The organism is Micromonospora sp. NPDC049060 (assembly GCF_040649055.1).
GTDB classification, from domain to species: Bacteria; Actinomycetota; Actinomycetes; order Mycobacteriales; family Micromonosporaceae; genus Micromonospora; species Micromonospora reichwaldensis.
The window spans coordinates 23842-40170 of the sequence record NZ_JBEZEV010000030.1 but is presented as its reverse complement, the minus strand read 5'-3'; the positions used below and the strand labels follow the sequence as shown (position 1 = coordinate 40170).

The window sequence follows — 16329 nt, the reverse complement described above, 5'->3', positions numbered from 1 at the left end:
GGTCACCGCTCGGGGATGTCGAAGCGGGCGGCGCTGGCCTCGTCGCTGTAGCGGTAGTCCATCGCGCAGCCCTGCAGAGCGTCGCCGACCTGGGACAGATGGCGGTCCAACCCGGCCAGGTCGTCCGACCACGACCAGCGCAGCTGCTCCAGCGCCGCCCGGGTCTGCCAGCCGGGCAGACCGGCAACCGCGGCCCGCGTCTCGTCTCCGACGTCGGACACACCGCGCCGCAGGTCGTCCCGCAGGTCGTCGCACACCCGCGACGCCTTCTCCAGCAACTCCGGCTCGACGTGAAGTTCGATCACTGACTGGCCTCCCGCGAAGATCGAAGCGAGCCTACATACCCGCCCCACGCACCGCACGGATCGGTCGCCTCAGCCGGTGCCCAGCCCGGCCAGCACGTCGCCGGCGCGCAGCACCGTCCACGGGTGACCGGGCGTGCCGGTCACCGTCACCACCGTCGAGCCCGGCGCGACCGGGGCGGGCGCGGGGGCCAGGCGGTCGAGGGCGTCGGGGTCGGCGGCGCCGGCCAGGACCGTGCGGCCGGCCAGGTCGGGCGGTACGCGGATCCCGCCGGTGTCCGTCGACGCGGCCGCGCGGACGGCGGCCACGTCGGCCGGCACCTCGGTGTAGGTGCGGTCCGCGTGGCCGACCAGGATCCGGTCGGCGCGCCCGACCGCGTGCCACGCCAGCAGGTCGAGGACCGTGGCGTGGTGGCCGCCCAGGAAGTGCTCCCAATGGTCGGCGGCCGCCCGGGCCAGCTGGTCACCGTGGCGGTCGACGCTGTGGCCGTAGCCACGGCCGGTCAGGGTCAGGTCGGTCCAGAGCAACCGCCGGGAACGCAGGTCCACGACCATCGGCAGCAGCATCCGGGCGTTGCCGCGCAGGTCGAACCGCTGCGCGACCCGGGCCCCGTCGAACTGCTCACCCCTGGGGAGGGGCAGCATGACGCCGGCGAGCGCCTCCGTGAGGGCCTCGAACGGCACGGCGTTGTAGCTGAGGACGGTCGGCACCGCGTAGTGCACGCCGCGCTCGGCGAGACGGGCCAGGTGGAGGTCGAGGAACTCGGTGGCTCCGAGCGGAGCCGGGGCGGAGGTGAGGTCGCCGGAGTGGATCGCGCCGTCGCCGGCGAAACGCAACCGGGTGAAGTCGCAGTGGCCCACCCGCTGCCAGTCCCGGTCGAAGAACACGCAGGACAGGTCGAGGTCGACCCGCGTGGCGCCCGGGTCCTCCCAGTGCAGGAAGAACCGCAACACCTGCGCGCCGGGCAGCGCCCGCACACTGCCCCGGGGCCACCCCGCCAGCTGCGCCGAGGCGGCCCGCTCCCGCGTCGGCGCGGGCACCTCGGCCAGGGCGGCGTCGAGGACGGCCACGTCGAACCGGCCGAGCCGGGCGGCGCGGGCGGTCAACTCGGCGTCGACCAGTCCGCGTACCGCGGTGATCGCCGGCGCGGGCACCGGCGGGCGACGCTCAGGCTCGGTCCAGGTGGTCACGACGCTGCCGCGGGGATGGAACACCCGCCGGGGCATACCGGGACCGGGACGGCCACCGACGTTCCCGGACTCCTCCACTGTGCCGGACTCCTCCACGGTGCCGCCTGCGGGCGGCGCCTCGGCGGGAGGGGCCGCCCCGCCGGCCGGCCGGAGCGCCCCCCGCAGGAAGGCGGGGCCGGCGCCGCGCACGCCCCGCGCGACGGCGCGCAGAACGTCGCCCAGGCCGACGGTGAGCGCCGGGGCGGCACCGGCCTGCTCGGAGCGGCGGGCCCGCGCCGCCGCCCGCGCCCGCGCGGTCGCCGCCAGTTCGGCGGCCGTCGCCCGTACCGTCCGGTCGCGGCCGGTCAGTTGAGCCGCCGCCGCGGCGAGCACGCCGGGTGCCACCCGGGCCACGGTCCGGCGCATGGCTGCCTCGACGGCCGCGTGCGCCGCCGGATCGTCGCCGGCGACCCGCAGCAGGTGGTCGAGCCGGCGCCACAGCTCGCCCGGACGTTCGGTGAGCAGGCGGGCGGCCTCCGCCGCGTCGTCGCCGGTCAGGGCCTCCTCCACCAGGGACGCGTGGGTCCGCACGCGGACCGTGACCGTGCCGTCGGGGTGCCCGGTCGGCACGAGCCGCCGGGGCTCGCGGGCGCAGGCCGCCACGATGGCCGCGCCGAGGACACCGGCGCGGGCCGCGCGGGTGCCGCGCAGCGCGGCGAAGGCGACGGCCGCCGCCGGGTGCGCGGCCACGTTCTCGTACGGGTGCAGCCGCTCGCCGAGGCGCTTCCAGACGGTCGGGTGCCGCCGCAGATCCTCGGCCGCGCCCGCGGCGCCGCAGGCGTCGAGGTGCGCGAGAGCCGCGCGCCGCAGCGGCCGGGGCAGGGCCCGCACCCGAGTGACCGGCACGACGACGGCGGGCTCGTGGACCGGACGCCAGGCCACGCCCGGAGCCGCGGACTCGTCGTCGCGCCGCGGCAGGACCAGCCCCGGGTCCCCACCGGAGTACGCCCACAGGGTCCGCGCCACGTCCGTCGCGGTCGACCACCGCCGCCGGGCAGCGGCGACCACGTCGCGGTGGCCGGGGGTGCCCGTCGCGGCGTGCAGCGCCCGGGCGACGACCAGCGCGAGGGTCTCCCGCGCGGGCACCACCTCGGGCAACCAGTCGAGGCGGCCCGGCGCGGTGGCGTCCACGAGCACCCCGAGGTCGGCCCGGTCGGACTCGCTCAGCGCGGCGGGCCGGGCGACCAGCTCGTCCCGGAGCCGGACCGCGGCGCCGACCGGGTCGGCCTCGAGCCCGGCGAGGCGCATCGGCAGCGGCGGCGCGGCCGGGACGGGGTGCTCGCCGGCGTCCCCGGCCGACGCACCGGCTCGCCGCGGCGGGCGGCGCACCGGGGGCGCGGGCGCGACGACGGGAAGGTAGGTGTCGCCCGCCGCCAGCCGGCGGCCGCAGATCGGGCAGGCGGTGACCTGCTCCGGCGGGAAGCACGCCGGGCAGACGGGATGGCCGCACGGGTCCAGCGGCGCGCCACCCTCCTCGCGGCCGCACAGCACGCAGGGCGCGCCGGGCACGCCGAACAGGTGGGTCAGCAGCCGCCGTACGTAGACCGCCTCGACGTCGCGCGGGGTGTCGGGGAACGAACGGTAGAACGGCAGCATCGGGCGGTCCGCGCCGGCCAGCTCGTCGATGGTCGCCAGCAGCCAGTCGGCCCACCGGACCCGCACCGCCGCCGGCAGCCGGGCCGCCGCCGTGCGCAGGTCCGCCCGGAGCAGCCAGCCACGACCGGCCAGGTCGGCCTCGAGCGCGGCCACCCAGGCGACACCGTCCGCAGGGGCGGCGCCCGTGCCCACCACCGCGACCCGGCCGGCGCGTCGCAGCAGCACCACCGCCAGCGGATCCATGCTCGCGCCCTCCCCGTGCGGAGCGGTGGGCGGAGAGTCGCGACGCTAGTTGCCAGGACAGGGTGAGAAGGAAGCACCGCGGGGAGCCGCCCACCGCGGGAAGGATCATACGGCGCGGCCACGGCCGGCCTCACCCTGATTCCCGGCCGACGCCCGTCTGGCTCGCCAGGGACAACGCCCGCAGGATGGATCGGATTACCCTCGCCGGTATGAACCGACGCACCGATCCGGTTCGGCGTCCCCTGTGGCGCGATCGCAACTTCGGCGCCTACTGGGCTGCGCAGTCGCTCTCCGCCGCCGGCGACTCGTTCGCCTACATCGCGGTGCCGCTGCTCGTGCTCCACGCGACCGGGTCGGTCGCCCAGATGGGCCTGCTCACGGCCGCGGCCGGCGCCGCGTCCGTCGGCGCGGGGATCTTCGGCGGCGTCCTGGTCGACCGGTACGACAGACGCAAACTGATGATCACCGCCGACCTGGCCCGGCTGGTGCTCTACGGCCTCATCCCCCTGGCCTGGCTCGGTGGTCCGCAGGTCTGGCTGCTCTTCGTCGTGCTGCCGATCTGCGAGGCCGCGGGCATGGTGTTCCAGGTCGCCGCGGTGACGGCGGTGCGCAACCTCGTCGACCGACCCAGGATCACCGAGGCCAACGGTCGCCTACAGGCGACGTTCGCGGCAGCGGCCGTGCTCGGGCCGCTGCTCGCCGGCGTGGTGTCGGCCCGCTTCGGTCCCACGGCGGCCATCGCCATCAACGCGGCCAGCTTCGCCCTGTCTGCCTTCGGCCTCTGGCTGGTGCGGCTGCGGCGGTCCGACGAGGGTGCGACGGCCGGCGGCGCGGCGGCGCGCGAGGGCCGGCTGGCCGAGTTCCTCGCCGGTGCGCGGTTCCTCTGGCGGCAGCCCGTGCTCCGCTCGCTGACCGTCCTGCTGTCGGTCTTCATCTTCCTGACGTACGGCTTCACCGACGTCCTCGTCTACCACGTCAAGCACGACCTCGGCGGCTCCGACGGCACGGTCGGCACGGTGCTGGGGTTGGCGGCCCTTGGCACGGTCGTCGGGGCGCTGCTGGTGGCGCCGCTGCGCCGCAGGCGTGGCTTCGGCATCACCTGGATCGGCGCGCACGCGATGTGCGGTCTCGCCATCGTGGGCATCGGCGTCGTCGGGAGCGTACGGGGCGTCACCGTGCTGACCGCGGTGTACCTGTGCGGCGTCAGCGTGGGCGGGATCTGCTCGATGTCGCTGCGCCAGGAGATCACGCCGGACCACCTGCTCGGGCGGGTCACCTCGGCGTTCTGGAGCACGCACTACGCGCTCGGGCCGGCCGGCGCCGCCGTGCTGACCTGGGCGGCGGGCCGTTACGGCGTCACCGCGGTCACTGTCGTCGCCGGAGCGGGGTGTCTCCTGGTCGCGGTCGGCGGGCTGTTCACCCCGATCCGCCGCGCCGGCTCGGAGCCGGTGGCCCGCCCGCCGGCGCTCCAGCGGCCCGCGACCAGCCAGGCGTCGTGACCCTGGCACGTGCCACCCGCACGCCGGGGGCCCCGCACGTGCCGCCACCATCGCCGGGGGTCAACGGAAGCCCTGCCCGGAGCCGCCGAGCCGGCGCGCCGAGGGTGCCGCCGGGCCCACCGGCCGGCCGACCCGGGCCACGTGCAGCAGGCGCTCCGGCGCCATGCCCAGCAGCGAGCCGAGGGCGTCTCGGGTCGCGGCCGTGTCGATCAGCTGGCTCAGCGGGTGCGCCGCCAGCCCGGCCGCGTGCAGGGTCAGCCACACGCGCGCGAGCACCCGACCGAATTCGACATGTGTCGCGTCGTCCGTCCCGGGCGGTCCGATCAGGACGATCACAGCGCCACCGCGTGCGAGCGGGTTGCCGGACGCCGCCGCGAGGAGCCGGGGCAGGCCCAGCGGGCGCAGGACCGGGTACGCCGCCAGCGCCGCCCGCAACGCGGTCGCCTCGCGCCCGGACAGACCCAGGCACCGGTCGGTGAGCCCGTCGGCGTGGTAGTCCGGGTGCGCCGGCGTGAGCCGCAGCCACGACCGCAGCTCGGCGACCACGGCGGGATCCGCGTACGTCTGCCGGTCGGCGACCCTCAGCAGGCGGGCCAGCCGGCCGGCGTCCGGTACGGCCCGGACCGTCCCGCCCGACGCCCGCGCGACGGCGTCGGCGGCGGCCAGCACCTCGGCGTCCGGGCCGGCTGAGAACCGGCCCCGGTGGGTGCGGCGGGTGAGCACCTGCGCCGCGTCGAACGGGGTGTCGTAGCGGTGCGGGGACGCCCGCAGCCAGCCCGCCCGGCGGTCGGCGGCACAGTGGTCGGCGACGAAGCGCAGCCGGAGCCCGGCGTCGGCGGCGACGACCAGGCAGGTCTCGACGAAGGCGCCCAGGGACAGCCGCAGGTCCCGGCCGGACGGATCGGCCGCCGGCAGGGTGTGCGCCGGCTCCCAGCCCACCCGGACCGCATCGGGCTGGTGGTCGAGGCGCCACGGCTGGGTGTTGTGCGCGCTCGGCGCCCGCCAGCAGAGCGGCGCCAGGGCGCGGAACGCCGCGAGGTCCATGTCTACAGCGCCTTCTCGTAGAAGGTGTACCCGTGCAGCGGCCGGCCGCCCGACGCTCGGTACTGCGCGGCCGAGGCCGGGTTGTCCCGGCCGACGTAGGTGCTGCGCAGCGTGGTGTACCCGCCGGCGTGCAGGTTGCGGCGCAGCGCGCCGGAGAGCAGCCGCTGGTATCCGCGCCCCTGGTACTCGGGCAGCACGCCCTTGACGATCAGCACCGCCTCCCGCCGGTACCGGCGGCGGACCGCCAGCAGCCGGAGCTGGTGGAACAGGTTGAGGTCGCCCCTGACGCGGACGACGAACTCGCTGATGTCCGGCACGCAGAGCACGAACGCCACCGGTTGCCCGGCCCTGGTCAGGTAGAGCAGCAGCGACTCGTCCAGCAGGTACGCGAGCCCGTCGGTCTGCCGGCGCAGTTGCGCGGCGGAGATCTCGGTGTAGTAGCCGAGCTGGGCGAAGGACGCGTTGAGCATCCCGCGCAGCAGTTCGAGCTGCTCGGCGAGCCGCCGGACGTCGCCCCGGTGCACCCGCAGCTCCGCGCCGTCGGCGTCGGTGCCGGGCTGGTCGGTGCCGGGCTGGTCGGCACCGCACGGGGCGTCGGCGGCGCCGGAGACCGGGCAGATCCAGGTGTCCGACTCGAACCGCCGGCGGAACCCGTACGACTCGTAGGCGGTCACGTACCGGGGCGGGTTCCAGGCGCTGTCGATGAAGCCCCGGTCGGCGTACCCGGAGGTGATGACGCCGCCCGCCTGGTTGGGCAGCAACGCCACCGGCCCGAAGAGCGCGTCCCGGTCGCCTGCGGCGCGGGCGGCGGCGACGATCGCCTCGAACAGCGGTCGCGCCGCCGCCTCGGTGAACTCGGTGAGCCCGAAGAGCTGACACCGGCGGCCGAGCTTGGCGTCGAGGGCGGCGTCGGTGTGCAGCGTGGTGCGCCCGACGACCGCACCGGTTCCGCCGTCGCGCAGCACGTACATCGGCACGCCGTCGCGCCACCACCGCCGCACCTGCTGGCGCGACGGCGGCACGAAGCGCGGCTCGCCGGCGTACACCCGGTCGGTGAGCGCCAGGAACTCGCGCAGGCCGCGCCTGTCGACGACCCGCTCCAGGCCGCCCGGGGCGGTCATCGCCGCACCGCCGGTCCCACCGTCTCCGAGCCCAGCGGGCTGAACGTCTCGATGTGCCCCAACTCGGTGGACTCGGCCCGCCACAGGCCGTTGGAGTAGCCGTCGGGTTCGGCGGTGAAGAGCCGGATGAAGCCCGCGGTGGCGTTGCGGTCGCCGTCGGTGAGCCAGACCATCAGCTTGCGGTGGTGGCGGGAGCGGGCGAAGCGCATCAGTGCCTCGCGGTCGGTGAAGAACGCGACGGTGCCGAGGGTGAACGGGAACTCCCAGTACACCCGGTGCCAGCGGTATCCGGACATGCGACGCATGTCGCGGACCATCCGGCGCCAGGCCGGGAAGAGCCGCAGGATCGCCAGCGGGCCGCGGTAACGCGTGGCGCCGAAGAACATGGCGCCGGCCTGGGCCCGCGCGGGGGCGCGGGAGAAGTCACGGGTACGCATCGCTCAGCCCTTCAGGTAGACGTTCTTGAGCTTCTGCTGTCCGGCGAACGGGCCGGCGCCCGGTTCGTGCAGTTCGATGCGGAGGTCACCGGCGGTCGGGTCCTCGGTCAGCGACTGCGCGAAGTCGCGGGAGACGGCCGCCAGGTGCCGGCGTACCCCGCTGCGGCAGGCGGCGGCGAGAGCCTCGCGGTCCGACCCGGACAGCGGGCGGCGCAGTTCCAGGTGGACCACGGGCCGGGTCTCCAGCGCGGCGTCCTCGGTCAGCGACAGGCAGAACCGGCTGATCTCGGCCGCGTACGGGTTGTCGGCGTAGAGGCCGTACTCCACGTCCTGCGGATAGAGGTTGGCGCCCAGGTACGACACCGTCGAGTCGCGCCGGCCGAACAGCAGCAGCACTGGCAGGGTCATCCGCTCGCTGGCCAGCGCCGCGCGGCAGTCGGCCCAGCGCCGCGGGTCGCCGCGGACCAGGTCGAGGATCCGTCGGTACCCGACGAGCAGCGCCTCGTCGCCGACGTTGTACCGCAGCCGTGGCTGCAGGACGTCGGGACCGGTGATCGTGCAGAGCAGTTCCCGGCGCTCGTTGGTCTCCAGGTAGGTGGCCAGCGGGTTGTACTGGAACGCCATCGGCAACCGCTGCTCGTCGGCGCCGAGCAGCGCCGCCCGCAGCTCGGGGTCGTCACGCAGGCGTCGCCGCAGCCACACGGTGAACCGGGTCTCCGCGCCGATGCCGATGGTCAGGTCCGAGGCGCCGTACGCGGACCGGACCCGCAGGAACCGCTCCTCCAGATAGGCCCGCAGCGCCTCCGTCATCGCCTCTCCCCCGCAGCTGGCGAAGATGCGGTGGCGCGACCAGTCGAAGCCCTCGGCGTCGAGCCGGTCGCGCAGGTGCTTGAGGAACGGCGGGTACGCGGTCACCAGGTAGTCGAAGTCCGGGCCGAACTCGCGAAGCGTGTCGACGATCTTGCCGAGGTCCGGGCCGGTGTTCTTGACCACCGCGATCCGGGCCATCGCGGCGCCGGTCGTCGTCCCGGTCGCCCACGCGCCCATCGAGTAGGCGTTGATGACGAAGGGGCGACGCATGGGGAAGACCAGGCTGGTGTAGCCGACGATGTCGCGGTGCACCGCGCGCAGCTCGCGCTCGCCCCGGGGCCAGTTGAAGGGCCGGCCCGACGAGCCGGCCGACTCGTCGACCACCACGCCGCGCTCCGGCAGTCGTCCGCCCCGGCAGCGCCGGGCGGCGTCGAAGGGGACGACGTAGCTCACCTTGTCGGTCTCCGGGAAGTCCCGCAGCCGGCGGCGGGCCCCGGCCGGCCGGGCGCGCAGGAAGGCGCGGTACGCCGGGACGTCCAGCGCGGCGAGCGCGCAACCGGCGCGCGCGTTCGCCGCCGCGAGCACGTCCAGTGCCCGGTGGTGCCGCCGGGCCGACCACCGCCACGAGGCGGGATGGCTGCCGGCGAGCCGCACCGCCGCCCCGATCAACCGACCGGAGATCGTCAGACGTACCCGTCGCCAGCGCTCGCCGGCCGTCAGACGTGGTGCCGTGAGAAAGGACGGATCAGCGTATCGATGCAGCGTCTCGGCCATGTCAGAATCCTCGGCGCCGCCGACCGAGGACGCCTGAGCTGTCGCACCGGTCGACGCTGAGTACCCGGACCCAGCTCGATCCGGGCGCCGGCCCCTACCCCGTCACGGGGCCAGTCGCTGCGAGATCCAGTCGGCCGCCTGCTCGACCGCCCGCCGGGACTCGTCGGTGTGGTCCAGCATGTCGAACCCGTGCTGCCCGCCCGGTACGTCGATCACCTCCACCCGTACGCCGGCGTCGCCCGCCGCGTCGAGGAACGCCGCGACCGTCTCGGCCATCTCCTCCCCCTCCCGGCCGACCCGGGTGATCAGCAGCGGCGGTACGGGCCCACCCGGCTCGCCGATCGCCGCGCCCGGCGCGAAGCGCGGGTCGACGCCCCAACCCGGCAGCGGCGCGAGGACGGGGTACGTCAGTGCCACCGCCCGCAGCCAGGAAGGCCGGTCCCGCAGCCAGTCCGTGCTCAGCAGTCCCCCGCCGGAGAAGAACCACAGGGCGATCCGGCCGCCGTCGACGCGCGGGTCGGCGCGGAGCCGCTCCACGGCCGAGGCGACGTCGAGGGCGGCGGTCGGGCAGTCGGTGACGGGGCCCTGCGGACCGACGACGACGCGCATCCGGTGCTCGACGGTGACGGTCAGGAGACCGAGGTCGGCGAGAAGGCAGCCGTAGCCGCGGAAGACCGGCCAGTCGCGGGGACCCGGGTGCGGGCCGGGTGGCAGCGGTCCACCGTGGACGACGAGCACGGCGGGGTGCGGACCGCCGCCCTCCGGCACGTACCAGTCGAGATTCGCCTCCCGCTCGGGCTGACGTGCCGTCGGCGTCAGCACGAAGGGGCGGAGGAAGCTCGGCGTCTCGTCCATGATCGCAGTCTGGCACGGCTCGGCCACGCTGTGGTGCCCCTGCCGGGCGTCCCACCGCCGACCGCCCGCCGGCACCCACGCGCCGGGGCGGTCCCTTGCGAGGCGTGCGGCGGCCGTTGCCGTGCGACTCAGGCCCCGGTGCCGGGCGACCCGGGCGGCGGCAGCGGCAACTCGACGGCGTCCACCGTCGCCACCCGCACGGCCGAATGCGCCGGCGGCAGCTTGTCGGCTCGCGGCGAACGACTGTGCACCCGGCCCCGGCCGGTCGGATCCGGCCGCCCGCTCACCTCGCAGGTCACCATCAGGATCGGCGCAGGCGGCGCGGTGAACCGGCCGGCACCCCAGCGCACCCAGAGCGGGATCCGCCCCGCGTCGGCCTCGGCGAGCAGCTTCTCCCAGGTGCGGCGGCGCGTACCGTGATCGACCTCGACGACGACCGGCGGTCCGTGCGGGCGGGCACAGGCCACGTCGAGCACCGACTGCTGCGCGGACATCGGCGGCGGCAGCGGCAACACGCTGGACGCCCGCCGGTAGACCCGCCAGCCCTGCTCCCCCGCCCAGCCGACCACCGCGTCGATAAGCCGGGCGGTGACCTGGTCCGTGGTCAGGTCGGTGAAGGCGACCGCGTCGAGCTGCTCCGCCAGCGACGCCGCCAGCCGCTCCCCGTCCTCGCCGACCACCACCGCCGCAGGGTAACCGGCGCCACCGCGCGTTCCCGCAACCCCCCTCCTACGGCGCCGCGACGGCCACCGGCGCGCTCAGGCGGCCCTCGTTGCCGCTGCGGTCCAGGCCAGAGACGCAGTAGGACAGCGGACGGTCGGCCGGGGCGGTGCGGTCGACCCAGCCGGTGCCCCGGGCGGTGCCCACGAGCCGCGCCGTGTCGCCGTCGACGCGGTAGACGGCGAAGCTCGCGGCGCCGTCCCCGCGCCAGGTCAGCGTCACCCCGCCAACGCCCGCACGCCGCGCGTCGGTGACCGTGGGGGCGGCCGGCGGCGTCGCCGGTAGCTGCGCCATCGCGGGCGCCAGCGCCGGCCCGGCATAGTGGGCCGCGCGGTACCGGCTGACCGCGCCGAGCTTGTCGGCGCGTACCTGCCTGGCGCTGAAGTGCACGCTTCCGCTCGCGCCGTGCCGGCGGTTGAGGGTGAGCTGACGGTCCAACTCGGCCGGGTCGCGCCAGGCACCGTGCTCGCCCACCCGGTAGTCGGCCTGGCCGATGTAGAGCTGCACCCGGGTGCCCCGCACCGTGGCTGCCCACCACGGCAGCAGCTTGGCGTAGTCGGCCTTGCCGAACCCGATGTGCCAGTACAGCTGCGGCACGACGTAGTCCAGCCACTGCCGCCGTACCCAGAGTCGGGTGTCGGCGTAGATGTCGTCGTAGCTCTGCAATCCCGCGGTCGCCGAGCCGGCCGGGTCGGTGCGCTCGTTGCGCCAGATGCCGAACGGGCTGATCCCGAACTTGACCCAGGGCTTGATCGCCTTGATCCGTTCGCTCATCTCGCGGACCAGCGTGTTCACGTTGTCCCGGCGCCAGGCGTGCTTGTCGGCGAACCCCTGGCCGTACCGGGCGAACGTCGCGTCGTCCGGGAAGTCCTGCCCGGCCTCCGGGTACGGGTAGAAGAAGTCGTCGAAGTGCACCCCGTCGACGTCGTACCGCTGGACCGCCTCCAGCATCGAGTCCTCGACGAACGTGCGCGCCTCGGGGATGCCGGGGTTGAAGTAGAGGCGGCTGCCGGGCCGGTCGGCGCTGGGATAGGTCACCACCCAGTCGCGGTGCCGCCGCAGCGGGTGCGTCGGCGCGAGCCGGTCCAGCCTCGGGCCGGGCCCGCCCACCGTGGCCGGCTGCCCGCCCCGGTACGGGTTGAACCAGGCGTGGAACTCCAGGTTGCGGGCGTGCGCCTCGGCGACCATGAACTCCATCGGGTCCCAGCCCGGGTCGCGGCCGTCGCGGCGCCCGGTCAGCCACTCCGACCACGGCGCGTACGCCGACGGCCAGAGCGCGTCCCCGCTCGGGCGCACGTGCACGAAGACCGCGTTGTGGTGGTGCCGCACCGCCAGGTCCAGCCAGCCCCGGAACTCCGCCCGCGCCGCCTCGGCCGACAACCCCCGCCGGCTCGGCCAGTCGATGTTGTTGACCGTCGTGATCCACATGCCCCGCAACTCGCGGGGCGCCTCGGCCGGTCGACCGGCGCAGGCGGGGGTGCGATCCGCCGGGGCGGCCCCGAAGGGGGTCACGGCGCCCTGCTCCGACACCTCGCGTCCACCGGCGACCCGGTCCCGCAACGACCAGGCGCCGAGCGCGACCGCCACGGCGAGCGCGGCGACCACCGCGACCAATGCCTGGGTACGACGGCGGTGGGCGGGCGACTCAGCGGCGGGCATCGCCCCAGTCTGCCCAGTCCGGCCCCACCTCGCGAGCCGGTTGGACCGTCGGTGGACGGTCGGCCGGGGGCCGGACGCCGACGCCGTGGCGGATCAGGCCGGGTCGTCGCCCTCGGCGGCTCAGGCGTGGCGCGTCAGGAACGCGACGCCCGCCTCTCGTCTGCGGTGCCGCGGTCACCGTCTGTCGAGACGAACGGGGTGCGCATACGGGTCATCGCGTCCGCGCTCACGTCCACCGCTCGCCCGCGTTCGCGGTCGGTGTCCCTGTCTCCCTCTGACTCGAAGGGATTCAGGGCGGGCGGCGTCAGGTCTGCCAAGACGTACTCCAAGATTCACAGGGCGGCGCGCAACGTGTTCACTGGCGGCTGCGAGCCGGGAGGGAACGCGGGTGGTCGGGGCGCGTCATCGGCCGTCGTATGCCCGCTTCGGACAGCCTACCGCTCCCCCGCACCACCGCCGAGGCGAGGCTGCGGCGGCCCACGTACGGGCGACGCGACGGCGCCGTCACCGGCCCCGCGCGGTCACGGGATCGGCACCGGTGTCGCGGCGGTCAGCACGGCCGCCGCAGCGGCGAGCCCGAGCAGGCAGGTGAGCCCCGCGACGCCGGCCATCCAGCCGGCCCGCGGCACGACGGTCGCCGGCACCGGGGTCGACGTCGTGCGGCGCGGCGGGACGCACCTGGCGAGGGCGAGCGCGCCCACGCACAGCGCCGGTGCCGCCACGGCCGGATAGACCCAGCCGCCGAGCAGCGGGGTGAGCAGTCGCGCGCCGACGGCACCCGCCACAAGGAACGCCGCCGCCGTGCGCCGCCAGGCCAGCATGGTCCGCTCCAGTTGCAGGCCGGGGTCGCCGTCCAGGCGAGGAGGTGTCCCGGGTGGACCCGCCGCCGCCGGGCGGTGCCCGTCGCGGGGTGCGGCGGCACGGCTCACCGGACGAGGCCGACCAGGATCAGTCCGGCCGCCAGGACCAGGCCCAGGCCGAGCGGCAACGCCAGCGCGGGTGGCGGCAGGCTCCGACCGAGGCGCAGCGCCGCCTCCGTACGCAGCCAGCCGATCCACGCCTGCACCGGGGCCACGGCGCCGAGCAGGATCAGCACGACGGCCGCGGCGCGGCGCAGCCCGGGCGCGATGGGCAGGGCCAGCGCCTCCAGGGCGATCCCGGCCGCGAAGAGCGCCAGCGACGTACGGATCCAGGCCAGGAAGGTGCGCTCGTTGGCGAGACTGAACCGGGGGTCGGGATCGACGCCCCGGTCGAAGACCCGGCCGGGCCACCGGCGTCGCCCGGGCGTCCGCGAGGAGGTCTCGTCGTCCGTGTCGACTACCACAGGGCGGTCACTCCCTTTCCGACGGCGATGACGCTGCCAATCAAGGCCAGCCCGATGACCGATCCTCGGGCCCGCTCCTCCGGCAGCCAGCGGGACAGGACCTGACCTCCGGCGATGCCGACGGTCATCGCCACGGCGCAGGCCAGCAGCAGGGGCCAGGACAGCGCCGGCGTGCCCTTGGCGGCCAGCGACAGCACGTTGGTGACCAGGCCGACGACCTGCACGGTCGGCACGAAGCTGCGCTGGCCCCAGTCGGTGCTCACCGCGTAGACGGCCAGGGGCGGCCCGCCGGTGCCCGCGGTGGTGTTGAAGAACCCCGAGGTGAAGCCCGACAGCACCGGCCCGGCCCGGCCGCGCAGGAAGCGCAGCGGGTTGCCCCGGGCGACCCAGGCGACGGAGATCGCCGTGATCGAGCCGACGCCGATGAGCAGCAACGGACCGGGCAGGGACGCCACCACCCAGGCGCCGAGGGGGACGGCGACCACGACGCCGACGATCATCTCCACGGCCAACCTGCGGTGCAGGGCCCGGAAGGTCGAGGCCAGCACGACGAGGTTGATCGCGGCGGAGAGCAGGTTCGCCAGCACGACGCCGGTGAACGGGCCGAGGATGATGACCAGGAACGGCGCCGCGACCAGCGCGAAGCCGAGCCCGGTGACCCGCTGCATGGCCGCCCCGAGGGCGACCGCCACCACCGCGAGGGCGGCGCCGAGGAGGGCCACCGTCAGCGGGACACGGCGTCGTCAACCACGTCGCAGAGGCGGCGCAGCCGATCCACGGAGATGGTCCGCAGGTCGTCGGCCATCGTCGGGCTGCCGACGACCGACGCCCAGATCGCCCGGCCCGCCAGGAAGCCCGACGCCCCGGCCTGGCAGGCGAGGCGGACGGCGTCGGGGAAGAGTTCGGCGGGTACGCCCGACGACAGCACCACCCAGGGCCCGGCGATGGACTCGCTCAGCCGGGAGCAGCCGGCGACGATCTCCGCCGGGGTGCCCTGCCCAGCGGTGGGGACCTCGGCCTTGTAGAGGTCGGCGCCGAGCGAGCCGAGTTCGCTGGCGGCGGCGAGGATGCCGGCGTCGTGGTCGAAGGCGCCGCCCTGGCGGGGGGCGCGGGACACCGGCTCGATGATGCTGACGAGTCCGTTGTCGCGGCACCGCCGCACGAAGTCCGTCACCAGGGCGATCCGGGGGGCGGGGTCCTCGTCGGGGCGCCAGAGCACGAGCAGCTTGAGCGCCTTGGCGCCCTGGGCGCGTACGGCGGCGGGGTCGACGTCGTCGTCGATGGCGACGTCGGCGACGAACTCGGTGGCGCTGGCGGTGAAGCGGTCGGCGGCGGCGATCAGGGCGCACTCGGCGGCGACGGCCTCCTGGGCGATGACGGCGTCCCAGCCGAACTGCTTGTCGACGAGGATCGCCGAGGCGTACGGGCTCAGCGCGCGGGCCGCCGCGACCTTGAAGTCGGTGATCTGCTCGTCGGTCACCGGCTGGCTCTGGTGGGCGGCGAACATCGCCCGCAGGGCCTCCCGCTGGTCGACGGCGAGCATGGCGTAGCCGCCGGAGGGGCGGGCCAGGACGGTGGGCGACACGGTGGCGACGGTCATGGGGTACCTCCCAGGATTACCAAAGGACGTTTGCAACGTACCATCGGATGGTAGAAAAATAACATCCCTCGGTTGCTCTAAACTCTCCACCGAGCCCCGTGGGGTGACATCCGGCAGGAGGGCCCGGCGTGAGCGTGCAGACGTCCCGTTACGAGAGCGCCCCCCGGCGCCGCACGCAGATCATGGCCGCGCTGCGGCGGGCGGGCTTCCTCTCCGTGGCGGAGCTCAGCGCCCAGCTCGGCGTCTCGCAGATGACCGTGCGACGCGACCTGCGCCAGCTCGCCGAGTCCCACGAGGTGACCCTCGTGCACGGCGGGGTCAGCCTGCCGCCGGGCGGCGTGGCCGGCCCCGGCTTCGCCTCCCGGGCCCAGACCCACACGCAGGCCAAACTCGCGATCGGGGCGGCCGCCGCCGCCCTGGTGCAGCCCGGCGACACCATCGGCATCGACAGCGGGACCACCGCCGCCGAGGTGGCCCACGCCCTGCCCGCCGAGTTCGAGGGATGCGTGGTCACCCACTCGGTGCCGGTGCTGGGGCACATGCTGTCGCGTCCGCGTGCCCGCGTCATCGGGATCGGCGGCGAGCTGCTGCACGACAACCAGGCGCTGGTCGGCTTCGCGGCCCTGGACCTGACCCGCCGCCTGCGGATCCGGATGCTCTTCCTCGGCGCCGGCGCCGTCGACGAGCGCGGGGTCTACGTGCGCTCGGAGATCGAGCTCAGCGCCAAGCACGCCCTGATGGAGATCGCCGACGAGATCGTCCTGGTGGTCGACGCGAGCAAGCTGACCGCCACCGCCCCGGTGCAGGTCTGCGGGCTCGACCGGATCGACACCGTGGTCGTCGACGCTCCCCTGCCCGAGGCGGTCGCGACGACGGTGCGGCGCAACGGCATCCGCGTCATCACCGCCTGACCTCCCCGGTCCACCCCCGCCACCGGCCGCCGATCCGGCGGGCGGCACCGGGTGCCACGACGCCCTGCCGCGGGCTCCGGCCGTCCCGGCAGCCCAGCGTCGGGCCCTGCCGTCCGCGTAGCCCAGCGGCGGCGCGTAGCCCAGCAGCAGGCCCTGCCGTCCGCGTAGCCCCGCGCCGGGCCCGGCGGCCCACGTAGCCCACCA

The 16329-nt window shown here is 75.4% G+C and carries 15 protein-coding genes; 2 read left to right on the top strand and 13 right to left on the bottom strand.

The genetic code is table 11. The features are described 5' to 3' along the window. Positions 1-2 precede the first annotated feature (2 nt). Together AB0B83_RS14260 and AB0B83_RS14255 are read right to left on the bottom strand one after the other, a co-directional pair. On the bottom strand, positions 3-305 hold the full coding sequence (locus AB0B83_RS14260; RefSeq protein ID WP_357578547.1) for a type VII secretion target: 303 nt from the start codon (positions 303-305) through the stop codon (positions 3-5). 69 nt (positions 306-374) lie between these two features. Continuing rightward, entirely contained in the window at positions 375-3371 is a 2997-nt protein-coding gene (locus AB0B83_RS14255; protein ID WP_357578546.1) for an MXAN_6230/SCO0854 family RING domain-containing protein, read from the bottom strand. Between the two features lie 209 nt (positions 3372-3580). Here AB0B83_RS14255 and AB0B83_RS14250 point away from each other — a divergent pair, with 209 nt between their 5' ends. Next, entirely contained in the window at positions 3581-4870 is a 1290-nt protein-coding gene (locus AB0B83_RS14250) for an MFS transporter (RefSeq protein ID WP_357578545.1), read from the top strand. Positions 4871-4930: 60 nt separating this feature from the next. Here AB0B83_RS14250 and AB0B83_RS14245 read toward each other — a convergent pair whose 3' ends face one another. From AB0B83_RS14245 to AB0B83_RS14195, 11 genes are all read right to left on the bottom strand, one after another. Then, positions 4931-5914, bottom strand: a complete 984-nt coding sequence (locus tag AB0B83_RS14245) for a nitroreductase (protein WP_357578544.1) — start codon at positions 5912-5914, stop codon at positions 4931-4933. 2 nt (positions 5915-5916) lie between these two features. Further along, positions 5917-7035, bottom strand: a complete 1119-nt coding sequence (locus tag AB0B83_RS14240; protein ID WP_357578543.1) for a hypothetical protein — start codon at positions 7033-7035, stop codon at positions 5917-5919. Further along, positions 7032-7472, bottom strand: a complete 441-nt coding sequence (locus AB0B83_RS14235) for a DUF4188 domain-containing protein (protein WP_357578542.1) — start codon at positions 7470-7472, stop codon at positions 7032-7034. The genes AB0B83_RS14240 and AB0B83_RS14235 overlap by 4 nt, the downstream gene beginning before the upstream one ends. 3 nt (positions 7473-7475) lie before the next feature. Beyond that, a complete protein-coding gene (locus AB0B83_RS14230; protein WP_357578541.1) occupies positions 7476-9056 on the bottom strand; it encodes a phenylacetate--CoA ligase family protein in 1581 nt (526 codons plus the stop codon). Between the two features lie 102 nt (positions 9057-9158). Next, a complete protein-coding gene (locus tag AB0B83_RS14225) occupies positions 9159-9911 on the bottom strand; it encodes a hypothetical protein (protein WP_357578540.1) in 753 nt (250 codons plus the stop codon). Positions 9912-10039: 128 nt separating this feature from the next. Next, a complete protein-coding gene (locus AB0B83_RS14220; RefSeq protein ID WP_357578539.1) occupies positions 10040-10594 on the bottom strand; it encodes a hypothetical protein in 555 nt (184 codons plus the stop codon). 46 nt (positions 10595-10640) lie between these two features. Beyond that, positions 10641-12290: a family 10 glycosylhydrolase gene (locus tag AB0B83_RS14215; RefSeq protein WP_357578538.1), complete on the bottom strand. Its 1650-nt coding sequence runs from the start codon at positions 12288-12290 to the stop codon at positions 10641-10643. Positions 12291-12811: 521 nt separating this feature from the next. Next, positions 12812-13219: a DUF202 domain-containing protein gene (locus tag AB0B83_RS14210; RefSeq protein ID WP_357578537.1), complete on the bottom strand. Its 408-nt coding sequence runs from the start codon at positions 13217-13219 to the stop codon at positions 12812-12814. Next, entirely contained in the window at positions 13216-13614 is a 399-nt protein-coding gene (locus AB0B83_RS14205) for a DUF202 domain-containing protein (protein ID WP_357578536.1), read from the bottom strand. The genes AB0B83_RS14210 and AB0B83_RS14205 overlap by 4 nt, the downstream gene beginning before the upstream one ends. After that, positions 13608-14336 carry a sulfite exporter TauE/SafE family protein gene (locus AB0B83_RS14200; RefSeq protein WP_357578535.1) on the bottom strand — a complete coding sequence of 243 codons (729 nt, stop codon included), beginning with the start codon at positions 14334-14336 and terminating at the stop codon, positions 13608-13610. The genes AB0B83_RS14205 and AB0B83_RS14200 overlap by 7 nt, the downstream gene beginning before the upstream one ends. Positions 14337-14338: 2 nt before the next feature. Further along, complete coding sequence (locus AB0B83_RS14195) at positions 14339-15214, bottom strand: hypothetical protein (protein WP_357578534.1); 876 nt, start codon at positions 15212-15214, stop codon at positions 14339-14341. Between the two features lie 128 nt (positions 15215-15342). On the opposite strand from AB0B83_RS14195, the gene AB0B83_RS14190 reads away from it, so the two are divergent. Further along, positions 15343-16125 (top strand): DeoR/GlpR family DNA-binding transcription regulator, encoded by a 783-nt coding sequence (locus AB0B83_RS14190; RefSeq protein ID WP_311411066.1) that lies wholly within the window; start codon positions 15343-15345, stop codon positions 16123-16125. Positions 16126-16329: the final 204 nt, after the last annotated feature.

Excerpts from the sequence above, each read along its gene's own strand:
- AB0B83_RS14255 (WP_357578546.1), bottom strand. The coding sequence starts at position 3,371 with ATGGATCCGCTGGCGGTGGTGCTGCTGCGACGCGCCGGCCGGGTCGCG.
- AB0B83_RS14250 (WP_357578545.1), top strand. The coding sequence starts at position 3,581 with ATGAACCGACGCACCGATCCGGTTCGGCGTCCCCTGTGGCGCGATCGC.
- AB0B83_RS14245 (WP_357578544.1), bottom strand. The coding sequence starts at position 5,914 with ATGGACCTCGCGGCGTTCCGCGCCCTGGCGCCGCTCTGCTGGCGGGCG.
- AB0B83_RS14240 (WP_357578543.1), bottom strand. The coding sequence starts at position 7,035 with ATGACCGCCCCGGGCGGCCTGGAGCGGGTCGTCGACAGGCGCGGCCTG.
- AB0B83_RS14235 (WP_357578542.1), bottom strand. The coding sequence starts at position 7,472 with ATGCGTACCCGTGACTTCTCCCGCGCCCCCGCGCGGGCCCAGGCCGGC.
- AB0B83_RS14230 (WP_357578541.1), bottom strand. The coding sequence starts at position 9,056 with ATGGCCGAGACGCTGCATCGATACGCTGATCCGTCCTTTCTCACGGCA.
- AB0B83_RS14225 (WP_357578540.1), bottom strand. The coding sequence starts at position 9,911 with ATGGACGAGACGCCGAGCTTCCTCCGCCCCTTCGTGCTGACGCCGACG.
- AB0B83_RS14215 (WP_357578538.1), bottom strand. The coding sequence starts at position 12,290 with ATGCCCGCCGCTGAGTCGCCCGCCCACCGCCGTCGTACCCAGGCATTG.
- AB0B83_RS14195 (WP_357578534.1), bottom strand. The coding sequence starts at position 15,214 with ATGACCGTCGCCACCGTGTCGCCCACCGTCCTGGCCCGCCCCTCCGGC.